Raw genomic sequence first — 17,110 nt, forward strand, 5'->3', positions numbered from 1 at the left:
GCTCCAACGGGTTCGTGTGTCGCCCCCCCCGCCCGGGCAAAACTGGGGCCCGGCCCGGGGGGGGGGGGGGGGGGGGGGGGGGGGGGGGGGGGGGGGGGGGGGGGCCCCCCCCCCCCCCCCCCCGGCCGCCGGCCACCCATGTGATGCCGGGCTCATGGTGTGAGCCCACCGCAATCCCATCCACCAGCACGGAGTCAGGAAGATGACAAAACGCGCCTCGGACGTGTCCGTGAGCCCGCCCAGGAGCCGCAGCAAGTACACCGTCGCGCCGCTCGTCCTCATCGCGGCCAATGTCGTGCTGTTCGCGCTGTTCTTCGTCTGGCCGGCGGTGATCGGGCTGGTCTACTCCTTCACGAACTACACAGGCGTGGGGGCGTTCCAGTTCATCGGACTGGACAACTACCAGAACCTGGCCGGGGACTCCACGTTCTACGACGCGTTGATCCGCACGCTGCTGTACACCGTGCTCTTCGTGCCACTGAACTTCGTGCTGTCGCTGCTCATCGCCAACCTGCTGGTGAGCAAGCACGCCAAGGGCGCCTCGGTGGCCCGCGTCTTCTTCTTCATCCCGTGGCTGCTGTCGCCCATCATCGTGGGTGTCCTGTGGCGATGGCTGTTCGGCGAGAACTTCGGACTGGTCAACTACCTCATCGAGAAGGTCGGCGGAAGCGCCGTTCCCTGGCAGTCGAACGCGGACCTGTCACTGATCGTGGTCGCGGTGGCGGCGTCATGGGCCTGGACGGGCTTCTCCATGCTGCTGTTCATCGCGGCGATCAAGAACGTACCGACGTCGTACTACGAGGCGGCGGCGCTCGACGGCGCCGGTCCGTGGCGCCAGTTCTTCAGCATCACCCTGCCGAGCATCGCGCCCACCTCCTTCATCGTCATCCTGCTCAACACGATCCACGCGATGAAGGAGTACGCCGTGTTCGCCTCCCTCAACAACGGCGGACCCGGAACGTCGAACAACCTGCTGGTCCAGTACATCTACCAGACCGGCTTCAAGTCCGGCCAGATCGGCTACGCGAGCGCCGCGTCGTTCGTGCTCATGCTCATCCTGATGGCCGTCGCGGCCATCCAGATGATGGTCAACCGGCGGGTGGAGAACCGATGACAACCACAGACATGCCGCGCAAGGTCGACGCCGACTCCGTACGGGCCGTCTCCAAGAAGAAGTCCCGCGGCTCGGCGACCGGCGGGCTTCGGCGTGCGATTGCCCCGACGACTCTGCTGTGGTTCATGGCAGCCCTCTACGGAATCCCGGTGCTGTGGTTCGTCCTCAGCTCCTTCAAGCCGGCGGGGGACCTGTTCTCCCTTCCGCTGACGGTGTTCCCGGACAACCCCACCGTGTCGGGTTACAAGGAAGCGTGGGCAAGCGCCAACTTCGCCCAGTACTTCATCAACACGACCCTCGTGTGTGTGATCGCGACGATCCTCACGGTGGGAGTCAGCTGCTGCACCGGGTACGCGCTGGCCAAGTACGACAACAAATGGCTCAAGGCCTTCTTCGTCTGCATCCTGGCCACCACGATGCTGCCGGCCGAGGTCATGCTCGCCCCGCTGTTCCTGGTGGTCCGAGACCTCGGCTTCTACAACTCGCTCTCCGGCATCATCCTCCCGGCCCTGCTCACCGCGACCGGCTGCTTCATGTTCCGCCAGTTCTTCCTGACGGTCCCCGACGAGCTCATCGAGGCCGCCCGTATCGACGGCGCGAAGGAGCTGTCGATCTTCCTGAGGATCATGGTGCCGCTGTCCCGGCCCATCGCGCTGACGCTCGCCATCCTGTCGTTCCAGTGGCGGTGGAACGACTACATCTGGCCGCTGCTGATGCTGAACGACCCCGACAAGTTCACCGTGCAGATCGGCATCCAGAGCCTCGTCGGTGCGCAGAACATCAACTGGTCGGTGCTGCTGGGCGGTTCGGTCATCTCCATGATCCCGCTGATCGTCGTCTTCCTGGTGTTCCAGAAGTACGTCATGAACGCCGACATCAACGCCGGCCTGAAGGACTGACCTTGCCCGACCCGCTCGACCACGAGTTCGTCCGTGAAGCGGCCCGCGCGGCCGACCGGTCGGTCGCCCCCCTGTCGGCCGACCCGGACGCGGAACCCGTCGGCGTGCCGCACCGTGGTCTGGCGCGCCGGGTGAAGACCCTGATCGCGGCATACCGTTCCCCGGACTCGGCACTGCACGGCAGCGGACAGGCCGTCGCCGCCGCACTGACCCACCTGCGCGCCCTACGGGCCGTGCAGACGCCCTCCGGCCTCTTCGCCGGCGGCGACAACGTGCAGTCCCCGCCGGACTCCGCGTTCACCGTCAACGACGTGTGCGACGCCCACGTCCTCGCCGCCGACGCGGGACCGGAACTGGACGAAGTGACGGCCGCGCTCGCCGAGATCGCCGGCGCCGCCGCCGAAAGCCTCCTGACCGGTGGCGTGCACACCCCGAACCACCGCTGGGAGCTGAGCGCGGCGCTCGCCCGGCTGCACCGGTCGTTCCCCGACGACCGGCTGCGCGCCCGCGCCGAGGAGTGGCTCGCCGAGGGCGTCGACATCGACACGGAGGGCCTGTACTCGGAACGCAGCGCCGTCTACGCCTCCATCGTGACCAACCCGGCGCTGCTGTTGCTGGCGGAGGTGCTCGGCCGCGGCGACCTGCTGGACGCGGTCGCACGCAACCTCACCGCGACCCTGGACCTGATCAGGCCGGACGGCACGGTGGAGACCGTCCACTCGCGCCGCCAGGACCAGCGGCTGTCGTTCGCGCTGTGGCCCTACCTGCCGCACTACCGGCTGCTCGCGATCCGTACCGGCCGGGGCGACTTCGCCCGCGCGGCCCGCCTGGCGGCCGCCGACGGCATCGAGGATTCCGACCTGCTCGCCCAGACCTTCCTCACCCCGGATCTGTGCCGCGTCCTGCCGGCCCCGGACGCGCAGGAGCTCCCGCGCGACCGATACCTCCCCACCGCACGTCTGGCCGTACACGCCTCGGCCACCGCGCACACCGTGGTGTACGGCGGCTCCGACGTGCCCGAGCACCGGCGCATCCGCTCGGGCCTCGCCTGCAACCCCACCTTCCTGCGCCTGTTCGCCGGTGCCGCCGTCCTCGACGCGGTCCGCCTCTCGCGCGTGTTCTTCGACCTGGGCCCGTTCCGCGCCGCCGACATGGAACGGCCGGCCGACCACCGGTACCGGCTCACCCAGACCCTCACCGCCGCCTACTACCAGCCGCTCCCGAAGGACCACAGGCGCGACGACGGCGCCTACCGCCTGGTGGACGAGGGCCGCTTCTCCGCCGCGATGGCCTTCCCGGACCGCCCTCAGGACGAGGTCTCCCACACGACCCGGGTCGAGGTCGACCTGCGGGACGACGGCGCCGACCTGCGGATCGACATCAGCGGCCCCCCGGTGCCCTGGGCCCTCGAACTGACCTTCCGGCCGGGCGGCGAGCCGCAGGGCGCCGTACCGCTCGACGACGGACGCTGGTGCCTGACGACCGAGCCGCTGACCTACCGCGTCGGCGACGACGAGATCCGCGTCGAGGCCGCCGTCGAGGCGGGCGAACCGCTCGCCGGTCCTGACCGGAGCGAGATACTGCGCTACGACCCGGGGCAGGACCACACCGTGGTCGGCGGCACCGACGCCACGACCGGCAACCGCGTCTACCTCGGCGGGCTCGGCCCGCACACCCTGACCCTCGCACTGCGCGCCAAGGCCGTCTCCGGCACGAAGGACTGATCTCCGTGTACCTCCCTCGCCAGCTCGGCCCGCTGCACGACCTGCCGGACACCCCCGAGGCGTACGACGCCGTCCTGTCCGACGTGACCGAGCAGGCCCTCGCGCGTCTCACCCCCGAGGGCAACCTCGAACACCCCGACTGCGTCGACGACATCGGCGACACCTCGCTCGGCATCACCTCCCTGCTCGCCTTCGCCTGGCAGCGCACCAAGGACGACCGGCTGCCCGAGGCCGTCCGTCGCAGCCTCGCCTTCCATCTGCGCGAGCGGGTGTACACCGACGACAACCCCGGCTACCCGAACCTCAGCGTGCGCAACTCCGGGCTGCCGTACGCCCGTTACACCCTCGCGGCCGGTGCGCACCCCATCGGCGACTGGCCGAGCACGGTGTGGGCGCTGCTCCAGGCGGTGAACGTGCTCGACGCGGCCGACGGTCTGGTCGAGGACGCGCAGCGCGCCGAACTCCTCGACGTGGCCCACGGATACTGGCGCTGGCTCACCGAGGCGACCTTCTTCAACCCGCAGGAAGCGGGCAACCAGGCGATCGGCTGCGTCGTCGGCGGCCTGATGCTCGCCCGCCATCTCCCCCCGGAGCGAGGGGAGTCGGTCAGCGCCCGGGCCATCGAGCTGTACGTCGAGAAGATCCGCGCCCACCGCGTCGCCGACCGCGGCGCGCTCCTGCCGCCCGAGCACGGCGGGGCCTACGACAACAACTACGGTCCGATCTCCCTGTCCTTCCTCGCCCAGGCCCACCGGGTCAGCGGCGCGGAGATCTTCGCCGAGGACGGCGAGGCGCTGGCCCGCTACGTCGACGCCCGGCTGACGAACGGCGGCTTCGACAACGGCGGCCCGCGCTACAGCGAGCAGCACTCCGCCTTCGAATCGGTCCTGGGCCTCAGGTACTTCGGCGCCCGCATCGGCGCCGACCTCGGCCGCTACCGGGCCGACAGCCGCTGGGCGCGGCACGCGGTCAAGGAGGACGGCGGCGTCGACGGCCACTTCGCGTGGATGCTGGTGTGGCAGATCCAGGACACGACGCGCTGGCACCGGGAGGCGTCCACGGCGGTCGCCCGGCACCAACTGCGCGCCGGGACGGTCTCCGTGGCCTTCGACGGCCGGATGACCCCGGCGGTGGTCGAGGCCGCGGGCACCTACTATCTGCCCGCGGCCGTGAACCGCCAGCACGGCTTCGGCCCGGTGGTCGACGGCTTCCTGCTGTGCCGCCCCATGGGCGAGGTCCGCGTCCGCGATCTGCGCACCGGCGGCCTCACGGCCAAGCTGGTCACCAAGCCGGCCGTCGGCCGCGATCACGTCCTGCGGCATGTGCGGTCCCTGTACGTCACCGACGGCACGACCCTGTGGACGACGGTCGCGGTGGAGCGGCTCCCCGGGGCTCCCTATCTGCTCGCCGGCATGCCGTACGCCACGGACGAGGGCGACCGCGTTCGCCGTACCGCCGACGCCGCCGAGGTCGTCGCCGCCGGTGCGCTGCGGCTGACACACCCCGAGTCGCAGGGCATCGAGCACTTCGACGCCCGCTCGGAGCAGACCCAGGAGCAGGCGGCGTTCGCGCTCGCCGCCGACCCCCGCGGCTACGGCAACCCCGACGAGGGCTGGCTGCACCTGGTGTCGTCCACGGCCCTGGAGGCGGAGCCGGCGCCGGACGCGCCCGCGGACCTGCACGTCTTCGCCGTGCGCTACGGGCCCGGCGGCGCGTTCACGCCCGCGTTCGAGCACGGCACCGAGGGCCTGACCGTCCGCACCGAGGCCTTCACCGCCGTCATCGGCGATCCGGCCGGAGACGCCCACGGCGAGCCGGAGTTGACCCTGCGCGCGTGAGTCCTACCGGAACGCGGCGGCGTTCCGGCGCGCCCACTCCCCGAACGTGCCCGGCGCCCGGCCGCTGACCCGCTCGACATCGGGGCTGACCCGCTGCTCGGCCGGGGTGGGTGTGCCGAGGACGGCGAGGGTGGTGTCGGCCACCGGCTCGGGCATGAACCGCAGCAGCCGCGCCCGCGCCTCGTCCCGGCCCAGCTCGACGAACCGCACCGGCTCACCCACCGCCACCCCGAGGGCCACGGCCTGCTGACGGGGCGTCACCAAGGTGGGTCCGGTCAACTCGTAGGCCTGCCCAGCGTGTCCGTCCTCACGCAGGGCCACCGCGGCCACCGCCGCGATGTCGGCCGGGTCGACCGTGGGCAGACCGACGTCCCCGAACGGCGCGGCCACGGTGCGCTGTTCACGGACCGACTCCACCCACTGGAACGCGTTGGAGTGGAAGCCGCCCGGTCGCAACAGCGTCCATTCCAGCCCCGAGCGCCGTACGGCCTCCTCGATGGCGCGGCCCGTGCCACCGTGCGAGGCCGACTCCGGCCTGGTCACCACACCCAGCGAGGACAGCAGCACGACCCGCCGCACTCCGCCCGCCGCAGCCACCTCCAGCAGCCGCGGAACATCGAGCAGATGCGCGACCGGACCGCCGTCGTGCAGGAACAGTGCCTCCGCGCCGTCGAACACGGGCTTGAGGCTGTCGGGATCCGTCAACTCCGCCCGCCGCGGCAGCACGCCGTCCGGGACGTCCCCCTCGGCGATCCGCCGGGACGTCGCCGTCACCCGGGCCCCCGACGCGGCCAGCGTCCGGACGAGCTCCCGGCCGACGTTCCCCGTCGCCCCCGTCACCACGATCATGAGCAACTCCCTTGTGAAACCGGCCTTGTTGCCGATGAAGGGACGCTAACACCGTGGATATAGTAGGTACCTAGAGGAAAGTGACTACCCCGGAGGAACGCGGATGCAGGTCACGGACACCACCACGGAACCCGAACTCGCCTGCCCCATAGCCCCGGTGGTGGACATCGTGTTCAGCCGCTGGACCACCCCGATCCTGTGGAGCCTGCACGCGCACGGCCGGCAGCGGTTCGTGGAACTGGAGCGGCGCATCGCCAGGATCACGCCGAAGGTGCTGACGCAGCGGCTGCGCCAGCTGGAGCGGGACGGCCTGGTCGTACGGACGTACCACCCCGAGGTGCCGCCGCGCGTCGAGTACGAGATCAGCGAACTCGGCCGTAGCCTCGCCCCGCTCTTCGCGCATCTCGCCGACTGGTCGGCCGATCACCTCGGCGAGGTCGAGAAGGCCAGGCAGACCTACGACGAGGCCTGACGCGGCACCGGCGGATCCGCGCGCCTACGACGCCGCCTGCCGCCCCGGGGCGTCGAGCGCGGCGACCGGCACGATCAGATCGGCCCGGTCCCGGGTCGCCGCGACCAGTTCGGCGTTGCGCTGATCCGTGCGCGTCACCCAGGCCACGGCCGCCTCGTGCCCCTTGCCGAACTCCTCGTGCCGGGCCACCAGGCGCCGGATCCGCTCCGCCTCGGCCAGCTCGCAGAACCACACCTCGTCCAGCTGCTCCCGCACCCGCGTCCAGGCGCCCGTGCCCAGCAGCAGGTAGTTCCCCTCGGTCACCACCAGCCGGGCCGACGGCGGCACCGGGACCGCCCCCGCGATCGGCTGCTCCAGCACCCGCTCGAAGCCGGGCGCGTACACGATGTCGTCCCCGTCCTCCTCGCCGCGCAACCGACGCAGCAGCGCTGCATAGCCCGCCGCGTCGAAGGTGGGCGGCGCGCCCTTGCGGTCCCGCAGGCCGAGCCGGTCCAGTTCGACGTCGGCGAGATGGAAGCCGTCCATCGGGACATGCGCCACCCACGGCTCCCCACCCGCGTTCAGCTCCCGCACCAGCGTCTCGGTGAGCGTCGTCTTGCCCGCGCCGGGACTGCCCGCGACACCGAGAAGCGCGCGCCGCCCGCCCTGGACCAGGGAACGGGCACGAAGAAGCAGGTCGTCGAATGTCAGCGGCACACTGGAGAGTGTGCCACCCGGCCACCCGGCCGCCCGACGAAGGAGAACGCGGGGAGGGGATGCAGGAAGGAGCCGCCACCGTGACCGACGACGACGCACAGATCCGGGCCCTGATCACGAAGTGGGCCGACGCCGTCCACCGCGGCGACCTCGACGGCGTCGTCGCCGACCATGCCGAGGACATCGTCATGTACGACGTACCGCCGCCCCACCACGGCATCCACGGGCTCGCCGCCTACAGCGCCGCCTGGCCGCCGTTCTTCGCCTGGCAGGCGCAGGGCGCCTGCTTCGACATCGAGTCCCTCGACGTCACCGCGGGTTCCGACGTCGCCTACGCCCACGCGCTGCTGCGCTGCGCCACCCCCGAGGAGCTCGCCGAACACCCCGACCTGCGGCTACGGCTGACGTTCGGTCTGCGCAAGGAGGACGGCCGCTGGCTCGTGGCGCACGAGCATCACTCGTTCCCTCACGACTGACCCGCCCCATCCGGAACCAGCCGATATGACCGATCGTCATACAACTGGGCGAACATCGCGCTGCGTACGGCACGGCTGCGGGTTAATTTGTCCCTGTTTCGCGGTTTTCGCGGCCCCTGACCAGGGCTGAGCACCTCCATGGCAGTGACGGGGTAAGGGGTGGACGATGGCGCACGGCATGAATGCCCTGCTCGCCGAAGCACGACGGAGTGACAGGGCGATCGTGCCCGTCATGTCCCGGAACTGGCGGGGGGACGCACTTCTCGCCGCCGTCGCGGGAGTCTTCGTACTCGCGCAGTTGCTGCTCGTACGGCCGGGGATGGGCCTCGGCTGGGACGAGGCGGTGTACGTCAGCCAGGTCGGCTCCGGTGCTCCGCCCGCCTTCTTCAGCGCACCGCGGGCCCGCGGGGTCTCCCTGCTGGTGGCGCCCGTCGCGTCCTGGTCGACGTCCACGGAACTGCTGCGCGTCTACCTCGCCGTGCTCTCGGGCCTCGGCCTCTACCTCGCTCTGTGCGTGTGGCGCGGGCTGTTTCGGGTGCGCGTCCTGGCCGGTGCGGGGGCGCTGTTCGCCTCCCTGTGGGTGACCCTCTTCTACGGCCCGCAGGCCATGCCCAACTACTGGGTCGCCATCGGCGCCCTGATCGCCGTGGGCAGTTACCTCAAGGGCCATGTCCGGGGGCTCCTGGCGGGCGCCGCCCTGATGGCGTGGATGCGGCCCACCGACGCGGTCTGGGTGACCGTGCCGCTGCTCGTGCTCATGGTGGCCGCCCGGCGGTGGCGCCTGCTGACCGCGCTCCTCGCGGGGCTCGTGCTCGGTGCCGTGGAGTGGGTCGTCGAGGCGTACGTCGCGTTCGGCGGCCTGGGCGAGCGGCTCCACGAGGCCTCGGGCATCCAGGGCGGGCTCGGCTGGAACATGGCCGTCGACGACCAGATGCGCAGTCTGGTGGGGCGTGCGCTGTGCCGGCCGTGCACCGGATCGATGCCGAACCCGCTGATCACCGCATGGTGGTACGTCCTTCCGGTGCTCGCCGCGGTCGGTGTCGCCGTCGCCGTCCGCGCCGGCCGAGCCGAGCGCACGCTGGTACCGCTCGCCTGCGCCGTCACGGCGGCCGTCCCGTACCTGTTCATGATCGGATACGCCGCACCGCGCTTCCTGCTGCCCGCCTACGCGCTGCTCGCCCTCCCGGTCGCCGACGCGCTGCTCCACCTGGCCACACGCCCGAACGGCGCCTGGCGGCCCGTGGCGGCCACCCTGCTCGCACTCGGCCTCGCCGGACATCTGGCCGTCCAGCTGAACGTCCTGGACCGCACGGTCTCCAACGCCACCGCCGCCCGGCAGGGCTGGGAGCGGACCGCCGCCGAACTGCACCGCCTGGGTGTCCGCCCGCCCTGTCTGCTCACCGGCCACGAAGCCATCCCGGTCGCCTATTACACCGGCTGCTCCTCGGCGGCGACCGGCGGCCACAACGCCAACTCCACCGCGGCCGAGATCCGCGACACGGCCCGCCGTGTCCCGGTCGCCTTCCTCACCCCGCCGGAGGGCGGCACGGCCCGGTACGCGCGGGACTGGACGCCGTACCGGGCGGGCGGGGTGCTGGTGCGGCTGGCGCCGCCGGGGCCGGCGGTCGGTGGCCGATGACGTCCGAACCGGTCGTCATCGGCCCCTCGCGAAGACGCGTCTACTGGCACACCGCGGTGACCCTCGCCGTGCTGGTGGGTGCGGGCTGTCTGGCCCGGCGGCACTGGCCGGTGCTGGAGCGCGGGGCCGTGGGACTCACCGTCGCCGACCAGGGGTGGCTGCTGGTCGGCGGTGCGGCGGCCGTCGCGACCTGGGCGTGCGCCGCGCTGGCCCAACAGGGCGCGGTCGTAGCGCGGTTGCCCCAGGGGCGCCTGGTGGCCGCGCAGTTCGCCGCCGGTGCCGCCAACCACCTGCTGCCCGCCGGGCTCGGTGCAGGCGCGGTGAACCTGCGTTTCCTCATGCGCTGCGGACTGCCCGCGGGGCGTGCCGCGAGCGCCCTCGCGGTCAAGGGCACCGCCGCCGCGGCGGTCCGGGCCGTGCTGATCGTCGCCCTCGCGGTGGCCTGCCCCGGCGTCCTGCGGGTGCCGCGGCCGAACCTCGTCGTCCTGGCCGTCGGGTGCGCCGCCGTCGTGGGCGTCGCCGTCCTCCTGGCCGTGCCCCGGTGCCGGCGTGTCCTCGCCGTCGTCCTCGCGGACATCAGGGCCGTGCACGCCAACCCGCCCCGCGCGGCGGCGCTCTGGGGCGGCCAACTGGCCTTCGCCGCGCTGCACGCCCTCGTCCTGATCGCCGTCGCCCAGGCCGTCGCGCTCTCCCTGCCCCCGGCCCGGGTGGCGCTCCTGTACGTCGCCGCCAGCAGCGCCGCCGCCCTGCTGCCCACGCCCGGCGGCCTCGGCTCCCTCGACGCGGCCCTCGCCTTCGCCCTCACCGCGAGCGGCGCCCCGGGCACGGCCGCCGCCTCCGCCGTCCTCGGCTACCGCCTGCTGACGGTGTGGCTGCCCCTGCTCCCGGGGCTGATGGTCCTGGCCGTCCTCGTGCGCCGCAAGTCCCTCTGACCCGGACCGTGTTTCCGCTCCGCGCAGTTCAGGTAGGACATGTGTGCCGGCCCGGAGACGAGCAGGGGGAACGCGATGACGGCGAGTGAGCAAGGAGGGCGTCTGGGGGAGGAGTTCTTCACTCCCGGGACCTCGTCCTTCACCGATTTCCTGACCGTCCACCGCCCGGCCCTGCTGCCCACGCGCCGGCCCTTCCCCGACGGTGTGCGCGCCGCCCCCGACCGCTTCCCGCACGGCACGACCGTGCTGGCCCTCGCCTACCGCGACGGCGTGCTGATCGCCGGTGACCGCAGGGCCACGATGGGCAACCTCATCGCCCAGCGCGACCTGGAGAAGGTGCACCCCGCCGACGACTACACCGCCGTCGCCTTCGCGGGCACCGTCGGTCTCGCGCTCGACATGGTGAAGCTGTACCAGGTCGAGCTCACACACTTCGAGAAGATCGAGGGCATCCCGATGACCCTCAACGCCAAGGCACGGCGGCTGGCCGGCATGATCCGGCAGAACCTCGGCCAGGCCATGCAGGGTCTCGCGGTCGTGCCACTGCTCACCGGGTACGACGACACGGCGCCCGAGGGCGAGCGGGGCCGCATCTTCAGCTTCGACGTCGCCGGCGGCCTGTACGAGAAGCGCGACTTCCATGCCGAGGGATCCGGATCGCCCTATGCCCGGGGCGCGTTGAAGAAGCTGTTCCACCGGGGCATGTCCCGGCGCGATGCCGCCCTCGCCGCCCTCCAGGCGCTGTACGACGCGGCGGACGACGACTCAGCGACCGGCGGACCGGACATCAACCGCCGGATCTTCCCGATCGTCTCGGTCATCACCGGCGACGGCTTCGAGCGGCTGCCGGAACAGGAGACGGAGGAGCTGAGCCGCGAGACGGTGGGGCAGCGCCGCACCCGCCCGGACGGCCCCCACGCGACGCCCTGAGCTCCCGCTTTCCCCTCCCGTGGGGAAGATCTGCCACGGCCTTTACTGCACATGAGTTGCAGTTACCGGAGGATGGCACAAGGCTGCCTGCAGCGGCCGCTTCGCCGAACGAAAGATCCTCCCGATGCCGGTCGCCCCTGACTCCGCTCCGCCCCTCCCCGCCTCGGCCTCGGGAAACGCCGGGCTCTGGCAGCGCGTCCGCGGCTCCATGACGCGTGAGGAGTGGATCAGGGTCGGGGGGATGGCCGGGTTCGTCCTCGCCCTGCACCTCATCGGCTGGTTCACCCTGGTCGCCCTCGTCGCGCCCGAGCATTACAGCGTCGGTACGAAGTCCTTCGGCGTCGGCATCGGCGTCACCGCGTACACGCTCGGCATGCGGCACGCCTTCGACGCCGACCACATCGCGGCGATCGACAACACCACCCGCAAGCTGATGGGGGAGGGGCAGCGGCCCCTGTCGGTGGGATTCTGGTTCTCGCTCGGCCACTCCAGCGTCGTCTTCGGCCTGACGTTCCTGCTCTCCCTGGGCGTGAAGGCCCTCGCGGGTCCGGTCCGAGACGACGGCTCCTCGCTCCACGACATCACCGGTCTCATCGGTACGACGGTCTCCGGGACCTTCCTGTACGTCATCGCCGGCATCAACCTGGTGATCCTGGCCGGGATCTGGAAGGTGTTCCGCCGGATGCGCGCGGGAACCTTCGACGAGGCCACCCTTGAGGAGCACCTCGACAACCGCGGCTTCATGAACCGCCTCCTGGGCCGGGTCATGGGGTCGATCACCAAGCCCTGGCAGATGTACCCCCTCGGCCTCCTCTTCGGCCTGGGCTTCGACACCGCCACCGAGGTCGCGCTGCTCGTCCTGGCGGGCTCGGGCGCGGCGTCCGGCCTGCCCTGGTACGCGATCCTGTGCCTGCCCGTCCTCTTCGCCGCCGGCATGTCCCTCCTGGACACGATCGACGGCACGTTCATGAACTTCGCCTACGACTGGGCGTTCTCCAAGCCGGTCCGCAAGGTCTACTACAACCTCACCATCACCGGTCTGTCGGTCGCCGTGGCCCTTCTGATCGGCACGGTCGAACTCCTCGGCCTGCTCGCCGAGAAGCTCGACCTGCACGGCCCGTTCTGGACCTGGATCTCCGGCCTCGACCTCAACACCCTCGGCTTCGCGGTCGTAGCCCTGTTCGTGTTGACCTGGGCTGTCGCCCTGGTGGTGTGGAAGGTGGGGCGAATCGAGGAGAAGTGGACGAGGGACCTCGCGGACTGACCCCGCTCACGCCCGAAGGTCCTTGCGCCACTTCAGGATCTGCTTCTCCGGATCTCCCGTGTACGACCAGGGCGTTGGTGTGGCGCGCGGGCCCTGCACGCGCAGCAGCGTGCCCGCGATGTCCGTCAGGCCCGCGTGACAGGCCGCGTGGGTCAGGTAGTTGAGGTCGCGCAGTTCGCCGGGGGCGATCGTGGTGCCGGGGCGGTCGGCGAACCAGCGTTGCCAGGTGCGGCGTACGTCGCTGACGGCGCCGTCGTGGGTCCAGTGCTCGGCGAGGCCGACCGCCGACTGGCGCCCCTTGGCCGCGTCCAGGGCGTAGCGGTACTCCTCGACGCGGGCGTACTGGACCAGCACCGGCAGCGCGCATCCCGGCGGCGCCACCCCGGCCGCGTCGCGGGCGAAGTCGTACATCAGGCCGTGCGTGCCGTGCCAGCGGGAGGAGTAGTAGTGGAGTATCTGGAGATGGCCCTCCACGCTGTACGGGTCACGTCGGTGCAACTCGTCCCACCAGCGCGCCAGTTCCTGTCTGCGGACCCCCGACGGGTACAGCCGGGCGACGGAGATGAGGGAGATCCAGGGCGTGGGATCGTCCGGATACGCGTCGGCGGCCTGGAGGCAGGACAGCACGGCGGTGTCGATGCGGTGCTGGTCGATCGGCACGCCGCGGCCCGCGGCGATCGCCACGTTGAAGGCCCTCGCGGTCTCCGTCGCCGCCCGCAGCACCAGCGCGTCTGCGCTGTGCGGCTCGGCGGCCAGCCATGACTCGGCCGTAGAACTGCCCGCGCAGGCCTGTGCGAGCAGCCGGACGCGGTGGCCGCGGCTGAGCCACTCGGGGCCGGTCGCGCGCAGCAGTTCCCGCAGCCCCTGCCAGCGGCCGATGACGATGTCGTGGCGGGCGTCGGTGAGGGCCGTGTCACCGCAGTCGGGATCGAAGTCGAGGGAGAAGCGGTCTCGCGCCATGGCGGGCTCCCTCAGAAGTCGGTCGGGAGACCCTGGTGGACACGGGACTGCGCGACCACGACGCCGTCGGGGACGTAGTCCGCCTCCACGGTGTGCGTGGCGTCCAGTTTGGCGGGGCGGTAGTAGTCGCTGCCCTGTCGCCAGTACCAGAGCATCGGCAGGACTCCGACGGCCAGACCGCCGATGCCGATGGTGATCGCGGCGGCGCTCAGCTCGCTCAGCGACTCGACGAAGATCCAGAACATGAACACGGCGCCGAGCAGTGGCCACAGGCCCCCGAGCAGGAAGTTGGCCGCCGACTTCAGCAGCATCTTGCGGTAGGCGACGACCACCGCGAGGCCCGCGAGTCCGTAGTACACGGCGATCTGGAGGCCGATCGCCGAGATCGCGTCGGAGAGGATGTCGCCCACGGTGCCCAGCAGGTTGGAGGCGATCAGCATCACCAGCGCCACCACTCCGACCACGCTGATGGCCACCCACGGAGTGTTCCACCGGCGGTGCACCTTGCCGAGCGCCGACGGCATCGTACGGTCGCGGCCCATCGCGAACAGCGAACGCGTGACCTGGATCAGCGTGGTCTCCAGCGTCGCGATCGTGGACAGCATGACCGCGACGACGAGCAGCTTGCCGCCCCAGCCCGGCCAGATCTCCTCACCCAGCACCGCCAGCACGTTGGCGTCGTTCTCCTCGATCTGCCGCGAGGACAGCACCACGTTCACCGCGATGGTGAACGCCTCGAAGAGCAGGAAGACGATGCCCACCCCGATCAGGCCCGCGAGTCCGGTCGTACGACGGCTGTTGCGGGTCTCCTCGGAGAGGTTGCTGGTGACGTCCCAACCCCAGTAGTAGAACGCCGCGATGAGCGCCCCCGACGCGAAGCCCGAGACGCCGTCGAACTGGCCGAAGCCGAGCCAGGACCAGTCGAAGGCGCGGGCGTTGTCCGCGTGGAGGAGGGCGAGCACCGCGAACAGGGCGAGTATGGCGAGTTCGATGCCGGACATGAGCAACTGGGCGCGGACGGTGAGCCGGGCGCCGCCGAGCACCACCAGCAGCATCGCCACGAACCAGGCCGCGCCGACCAGCGTCGACAGCGCCGTGTTCTCGGCGAGTTCCTCGTCGAACAGGGCCAGTGTCATCGACCCGGCGGGCAGCGAACCGGCCACCATGAAGATGGTCGCCGACACCACCAGGGCCCAGCCGCTGAGGAAGCCGAGGAACGGGTGGAGCGTGCGGCCCACCCAGGAGTAGCTGGCGCCCGCGTTCACGTCGATGCGGCCGAGATAGCTGAACGCGAGGGCGATGCCCAGCATGGGGATCGCGCAGTACAGCAGGGCGGCCGGGCTGGCCAGGCCCACCGCGCCGACGAGGACGGCGGTGGTGGCGGCGATCGAGTACGCCGGGGCGCTGCCCGCGACGGCCATCACCACCGTGTCGAAGGTTCCGAGGGCGTTGGCCTGCAGCCCTCTGCCCCTGTTGTTGCTCATGACTTGCTGCTTTCCGTCGTGCACGACGCAGGGACGACCAGGCCCCGACGGCGTTGGGGGGTGGGGGGTGGAACCCGCCTCCCACGACGAGGGATGGCCTCGGGCAAGGGGCGGCACAAAGGGGGGCGGCAGACACCGTTCAGCATTGCGTCGGCAGACGGTCACACCGTGTGTGCGAGTGATGATAGCCCTACCCGTCGGCCTTTCAAGATTGGGCGGAGGGCAATCTCCCGTTTCCAACTCCGCCGCAGGTCAGGGGCGTTGCCCGGGCGGAGTCGGGGGGGTGGCTCAGTCGCCGATGCGGTCGATCTGGCGGAGCTTGTTGGTGGCGTCGAGGGCGGCGACCTTGTAGGACTCCGCGAGCGTCGGGTAGTTGAACACCGCGTCGACGAGATAGTCGACCGTGCCACCGCAGCCCATCACGGACTGGCCGATGTGGATGAGCTCGGTGGCGCCGGTCCCGAAGCAGTGCACACCGAGCAGGGTGCGGTCCTCGGGGGACACCAGCAGCTTCAGCATGCCGTGCGAGTCGCCGATGATCTGTCCGCGGGCCAGCTCCCGATAACGGGAGATACCGACCTCGAACGGGACGCTCTCCTCGGTGAGTTGGTCCTCGGTCCGGCCCACGAAGCTGATCTCGGGGATGGTGTAGATACCGATGGGCTGGAGGTGGTGCATCCGCCCGACCGGCTCCCCGAACGCGTGGTACGCGGCCGAGCGCCCCTGTTCCATCGAGGTGGCGGCCAGCGCCGGGAAGCCGATGACATCTCCCACGGCGTAGATGTGCGGCACCTCGGTGCGGTAGAACTCGTCGACCGTGATCCGCCCGCGCCGGTCCGCCGACAGGCCCGCCTTGTCGAGGTCGAGGTCGTCGGTGAGGCCCTGGCGGCCCGCCGAGTACATCACGGCGTCGGCGGGGATCTTCTTGCCGCTCTCCAGGACGGTCAGCGTGCCCCGCGGATGCCGCTCCACCGCGGCCACCGTCTCCCCGAACCGGAAGGTCACGGCCAGGTCCCGCAGGTGGTACTTGAGCGACTCGATCACCTCGACGTCGCACAGGTCGAGCATCCCGGCCCGCCTCTCCACCACGGTGACCTTGCTGCCGAGCGCGGCGAACATGGACGCGTACTCCATGCCGATGACCCCGGCGCCGACGATGACCATCGAGCGCGGAACATGCTCCAGGGCGAGGACGTTGTCGGAGTCCATGATGGTGCGCCCGTCGAACTCGACACTGTCCGGGCGGGCCGGCCGGGTGCCGGTGGCGATGACGACGTGCTCGGCGCTCAGCAGCCGTTCATGACCGGTCACCTCGCGCAGGGCGACGGTGTGGGGGTCGACGAAATGGCCGGTTCCGGCGTAGAGGGGGATGTGGTTGCGGGACAGCTGGCTGCGGATGACGTCCACCTCACGGCTGACCACGTGCTGGGTGCGCGCGGTCAGATCGGAGACGGTGATGTCCTCCTTCAGCCGGTAGCTCTGCCCGTACAGATCGCGCTGGGTCAGACCGGTGAGGTACAGCACCGCCTCGCGCAGGGTCTTGGAGGGGATGGTGCCGGTGTGGATGGAGACCCCGCCGACCATGTCGGGGCGGTCGATGATGGCCGCCCGGCGGCCCAGCTTGGCCGCGGCGATGGCGGCCTTCTGGCCACCCGGACCGGATCCGATGACGAGCAGGTCGAAGTCGAAGTCAGGCACCCTCCGGAGTCTGACAGCCCGAGGGTGCGCTGCGGAAGACCGGGCAACTCACCGACGCCGATGATCAGTTGGACCGCCGCGGTCGAGCAGGTGCCGAGCGGGTGCCGAAGTCGGCCCTCGGCGTGACAATGCCGT

General features: G+C 71.0%; 15 protein-coding genes. 10 read left to right on the forward strand and 5 right to left on the reverse strand.

From position 1 onward, the window contains the following. The first annotated feature begins 202 nt into the window (after nucleotides 1–202). From ACIHIX_RS31555 to ACIHIX_RS31570, 4 genes are read left to right on the forward strand one after another with little or no spacing between them, the layout of a single operon-like run. On the forward strand, nucleotides 203–1,114 hold the full coding sequence (locus ACIHIX_RS31555) for a carbohydrate ABC transporter permease (protein ID WP_399962117.1): 912 nt from the start codon (nucleotides 203–205) through the stop codon (nucleotides 1,112–1,114). Then, complete coding sequence (locus ACIHIX_RS31560) at nucleotides 1,111–2,013, forward strand: carbohydrate ABC transporter permease (RefSeq protein ID WP_399962118.1); 903 nt, start codon at nucleotides 1,111–1,113, stop codon at nucleotides 2,011–2,013. The genes ACIHIX_RS31555 and ACIHIX_RS31560 overlap by 4 nt, the downstream gene beginning before the upstream one ends. Before the next feature lie 2 nt (nucleotides 2,014–2,015). Beyond that, nucleotides 2,016–3,737 (forward strand): hypothetical protein, encoded by a 1,722-nt coding sequence (locus ACIHIX_RS31565; protein WP_399962120.1) that lies wholly within the window; start codon nucleotides 2,016–2,018, stop codon nucleotides 3,735–3,737. A 5-nt stretch (nucleotides 3,738–3,742) separates the two neighbouring features. Beyond that, complete coding sequence (locus ACIHIX_RS31570) at nucleotides 3,743–5,575, forward strand: hypothetical protein (RefSeq protein ID WP_399962122.1); 1,833 nt, start codon at nucleotides 3,743–3,745, stop codon at nucleotides 5,573–5,575. Nucleotides 5,576–5,578: 3 nt separating this feature from the next. On the opposite strand, the gene ACIHIX_RS31575 is transcribed toward ACIHIX_RS31570, so the two are convergent. Beyond that, the gene (locus ACIHIX_RS31575) at nucleotides 5,579–6,424 is read right to left on the reverse strand and encodes an NAD(P)H-binding protein (protein ID WP_399962123.1); all 846 of its coding nucleotides are present in this window, start codon (nucleotides 6,422–6,424) and stop codon (nucleotides 5,579–5,581) included. A 103-nt stretch (nucleotides 6,425–6,527) separates the two neighbouring features. Between ACIHIX_RS31575 and ACIHIX_RS31580 the strand changes: the two genes are divergently transcribed. Continuing rightward, complete coding sequence (locus tag ACIHIX_RS31580) at nucleotides 6,528–6,896, forward strand: winged helix-turn-helix transcriptional regulator (RefSeq protein ID WP_399962125.1); 369 nt, start codon at nucleotides 6,528–6,530, stop codon at nucleotides 6,894–6,896. A 24-nt stretch (nucleotides 6,897–6,920) separates the two neighbouring features. Here ACIHIX_RS31580 and ACIHIX_RS31585 read toward each other — a convergent pair whose 3' ends face one another. Next, nucleotides 6,921–7,592 (reverse strand): nucleoside/nucleotide kinase family protein, encoded by a 672-nt coding sequence (locus ACIHIX_RS31585; RefSeq protein ID WP_399962127.1) that lies wholly within the window; start codon nucleotides 7,590–7,592, stop codon nucleotides 6,921–6,923. Nucleotides 7,593–7,651: 59 nt separating this feature from the next. Between ACIHIX_RS31585 and ACIHIX_RS31590 the strand changes: the two genes are divergently transcribed. The 5 genes from ACIHIX_RS31590 to ACIHIX_RS31610 all read left to right on the forward strand — a co-directional run bounded on the left by ACIHIX_RS31590 (nucleotide 7,652) and on the right by ACIHIX_RS31610 (nucleotide 12,833). Continuing rightward, on the forward strand, nucleotides 7,652–8,068 hold the full coding sequence (locus tag ACIHIX_RS31590; protein ID WP_399962128.1) for a YybH family protein: 417 nt from the start codon (nucleotides 7,652–7,654) through the stop codon (nucleotides 8,066–8,068). A gap of 166 nt (nucleotides 8,069–8,234) precedes the next feature. Then, on the forward strand, nucleotides 8,235–9,707 hold the full coding sequence (locus ACIHIX_RS31595) for a hypothetical protein (protein ID WP_399962130.1): 1,473 nt from the start codon (nucleotides 8,235–8,237) through the stop codon (nucleotides 9,705–9,707). Next, nucleotides 9,704–10,639, forward strand: coding sequence for a YbhN family protein (locus tag ACIHIX_RS31600; protein WP_399962132.1), 936 nt, complete (start codon nucleotides 9,704–9,706; stop codon nucleotides 10,637–10,639). Before ACIHIX_RS31595 ends, ACIHIX_RS31600 begins: the two co-directional genes overlap by 4 nt. A gap of 75 nt (nucleotides 10,640–10,714) precedes the next feature. Then, a complete protein-coding gene (gene prcB / locus ACIHIX_RS31605) occupies nucleotides 10,715–11,569 on the forward strand; it encodes a proteasome subunit beta (RefSeq protein WP_399962133.1) in 855 nt (284 codons plus the stop codon). Nucleotides 11,570–11,693: 124 nt separating this feature from the next. Beyond that, nucleotides 11,694–12,833 (forward strand): HoxN/HupN/NixA family nickel/cobalt transporter, encoded by a 1,140-nt coding sequence (locus ACIHIX_RS31610; protein ID WP_399962135.1) that lies wholly within the window; start codon nucleotides 11,694–11,696, stop codon nucleotides 12,831–12,833. 6 nt (nucleotides 12,834–12,839) lie between these two features. Here ACIHIX_RS31610 and ACIHIX_RS31615 read toward each other — a convergent pair whose 3' ends face one another. The 3 genes from ACIHIX_RS31615 to sthA form a co-directional block, all read right to left on the reverse strand. Next, nucleotides 12,840–13,793, reverse strand: coding sequence for a hypothetical protein (locus ACIHIX_RS31615; protein ID WP_399962137.1), 954 nt, complete (start codon nucleotides 13,791–13,793; stop codon nucleotides 12,840–12,842). Between the two features lie 11 nt (nucleotides 13,794–13,804). After that, nucleotides 13,805–15,277 (reverse strand): APC family permease, encoded by a 1,473-nt coding sequence (locus ACIHIX_RS31620; RefSeq protein ID WP_399962139.1) that lies wholly within the window; start codon nucleotides 15,275–15,277, stop codon nucleotides 13,805–13,807. Nucleotides 15,278–15,565: 288 nt separating this feature from the next. Further along, the gene (gene sthA / locus ACIHIX_RS31625) at nucleotides 15,566–16,975 is read right to left on the reverse strand and encodes a Si-specific NAD(P)(+) transhydrogenase (RefSeq protein ID WP_399962141.1); all 1,410 of its coding nucleotides are present in this window, start codon (nucleotides 16,973–16,975) and stop codon (nucleotides 15,566–15,568) included. Nucleotides 16,976–17,110 lie beyond the last annotated feature (135 nt).

This window comes from Streptomyces sp. NPDC051913 (assembly GCF_044593635.1).
In the GTDB taxonomy this organism is placed as follows: Bacteria; Actinomycetota; Actinomycetes; order Streptomycetales; family Streptomycetaceae; genus Streptomyces.

Excerpts from the sequence above, each read along its gene's own strand:
- ACIHIX_RS31610 (WP_399962135.1), top strand. The coding sequence starts at position 11,694 with ATGCCGGTCGCCCCTGACTCCGCTCCGCCCCTCCCCGCCTCGGCCTCG.
- prcB (WP_399962133.1), top strand. The coding sequence starts at position 10,715 with ATGACGGCGAGTGAGCAAGGAGGGCGTCTGGGGGAGGAGTTCTTCACT.
- ACIHIX_RS31575 (WP_399962123.1), bottom strand. The coding sequence starts at position 6,424 with ATGATCGTGGTGACGGGGGCGACGGGGAACGTCGGCCGGGAGCTCGTC.
- ACIHIX_RS31620 (WP_399962139.1), bottom strand. The coding sequence starts at position 15,277 with ATGAGCAACAACAGGGGCAGAGGGCTGCAGGCCAACGCCCTCGGAACC.
- ACIHIX_RS31615 (WP_399962137.1), bottom strand. The coding sequence starts at position 13,793 with ATGGCGCGAGACCGCTTCTCCCTCGACTTCGATCCCGACTGCGGTGAC.
- ACIHIX_RS31580 (WP_399962125.1), top strand. The coding sequence starts at position 6,528 with ATGCAGGTCACGGACACCACCACGGAACCCGAACTCGCCTGCCCCATA.
- ACIHIX_RS31595 (WP_399962130.1), top strand. The coding sequence starts at position 8,235 with ATGGCGCACGGCATGAATGCCCTGCTCGCCGAAGCACGACGGAGTGAC.
- ACIHIX_RS31555 (WP_399962117.1), top strand. The coding sequence starts at position 203 with ATGACAAAACGCGCCTCGGACGTGTCCGTGAGCCCGCCCAGGAGCCGC.
- ACIHIX_RS31600 (WP_399962132.1), top strand. The coding sequence starts at position 9,704 with ATGACGTCCGAACCGGTCGTCATCGGCCCCTCGCGAAGACGCGTCTAC.
- ACIHIX_RS31590 (WP_399962128.1), top strand. The coding sequence starts at position 7,652 with ATGCAGGAAGGAGCCGCCACCGTGACCGACGACGACGCACAGATCCGG.
- ACIHIX_RS31560 (WP_399962118.1), top strand. The coding sequence starts at position 1,111 with ATGACAACCACAGACATGCCGCGCAAGGTCGACGCCGACTCCGTACGG.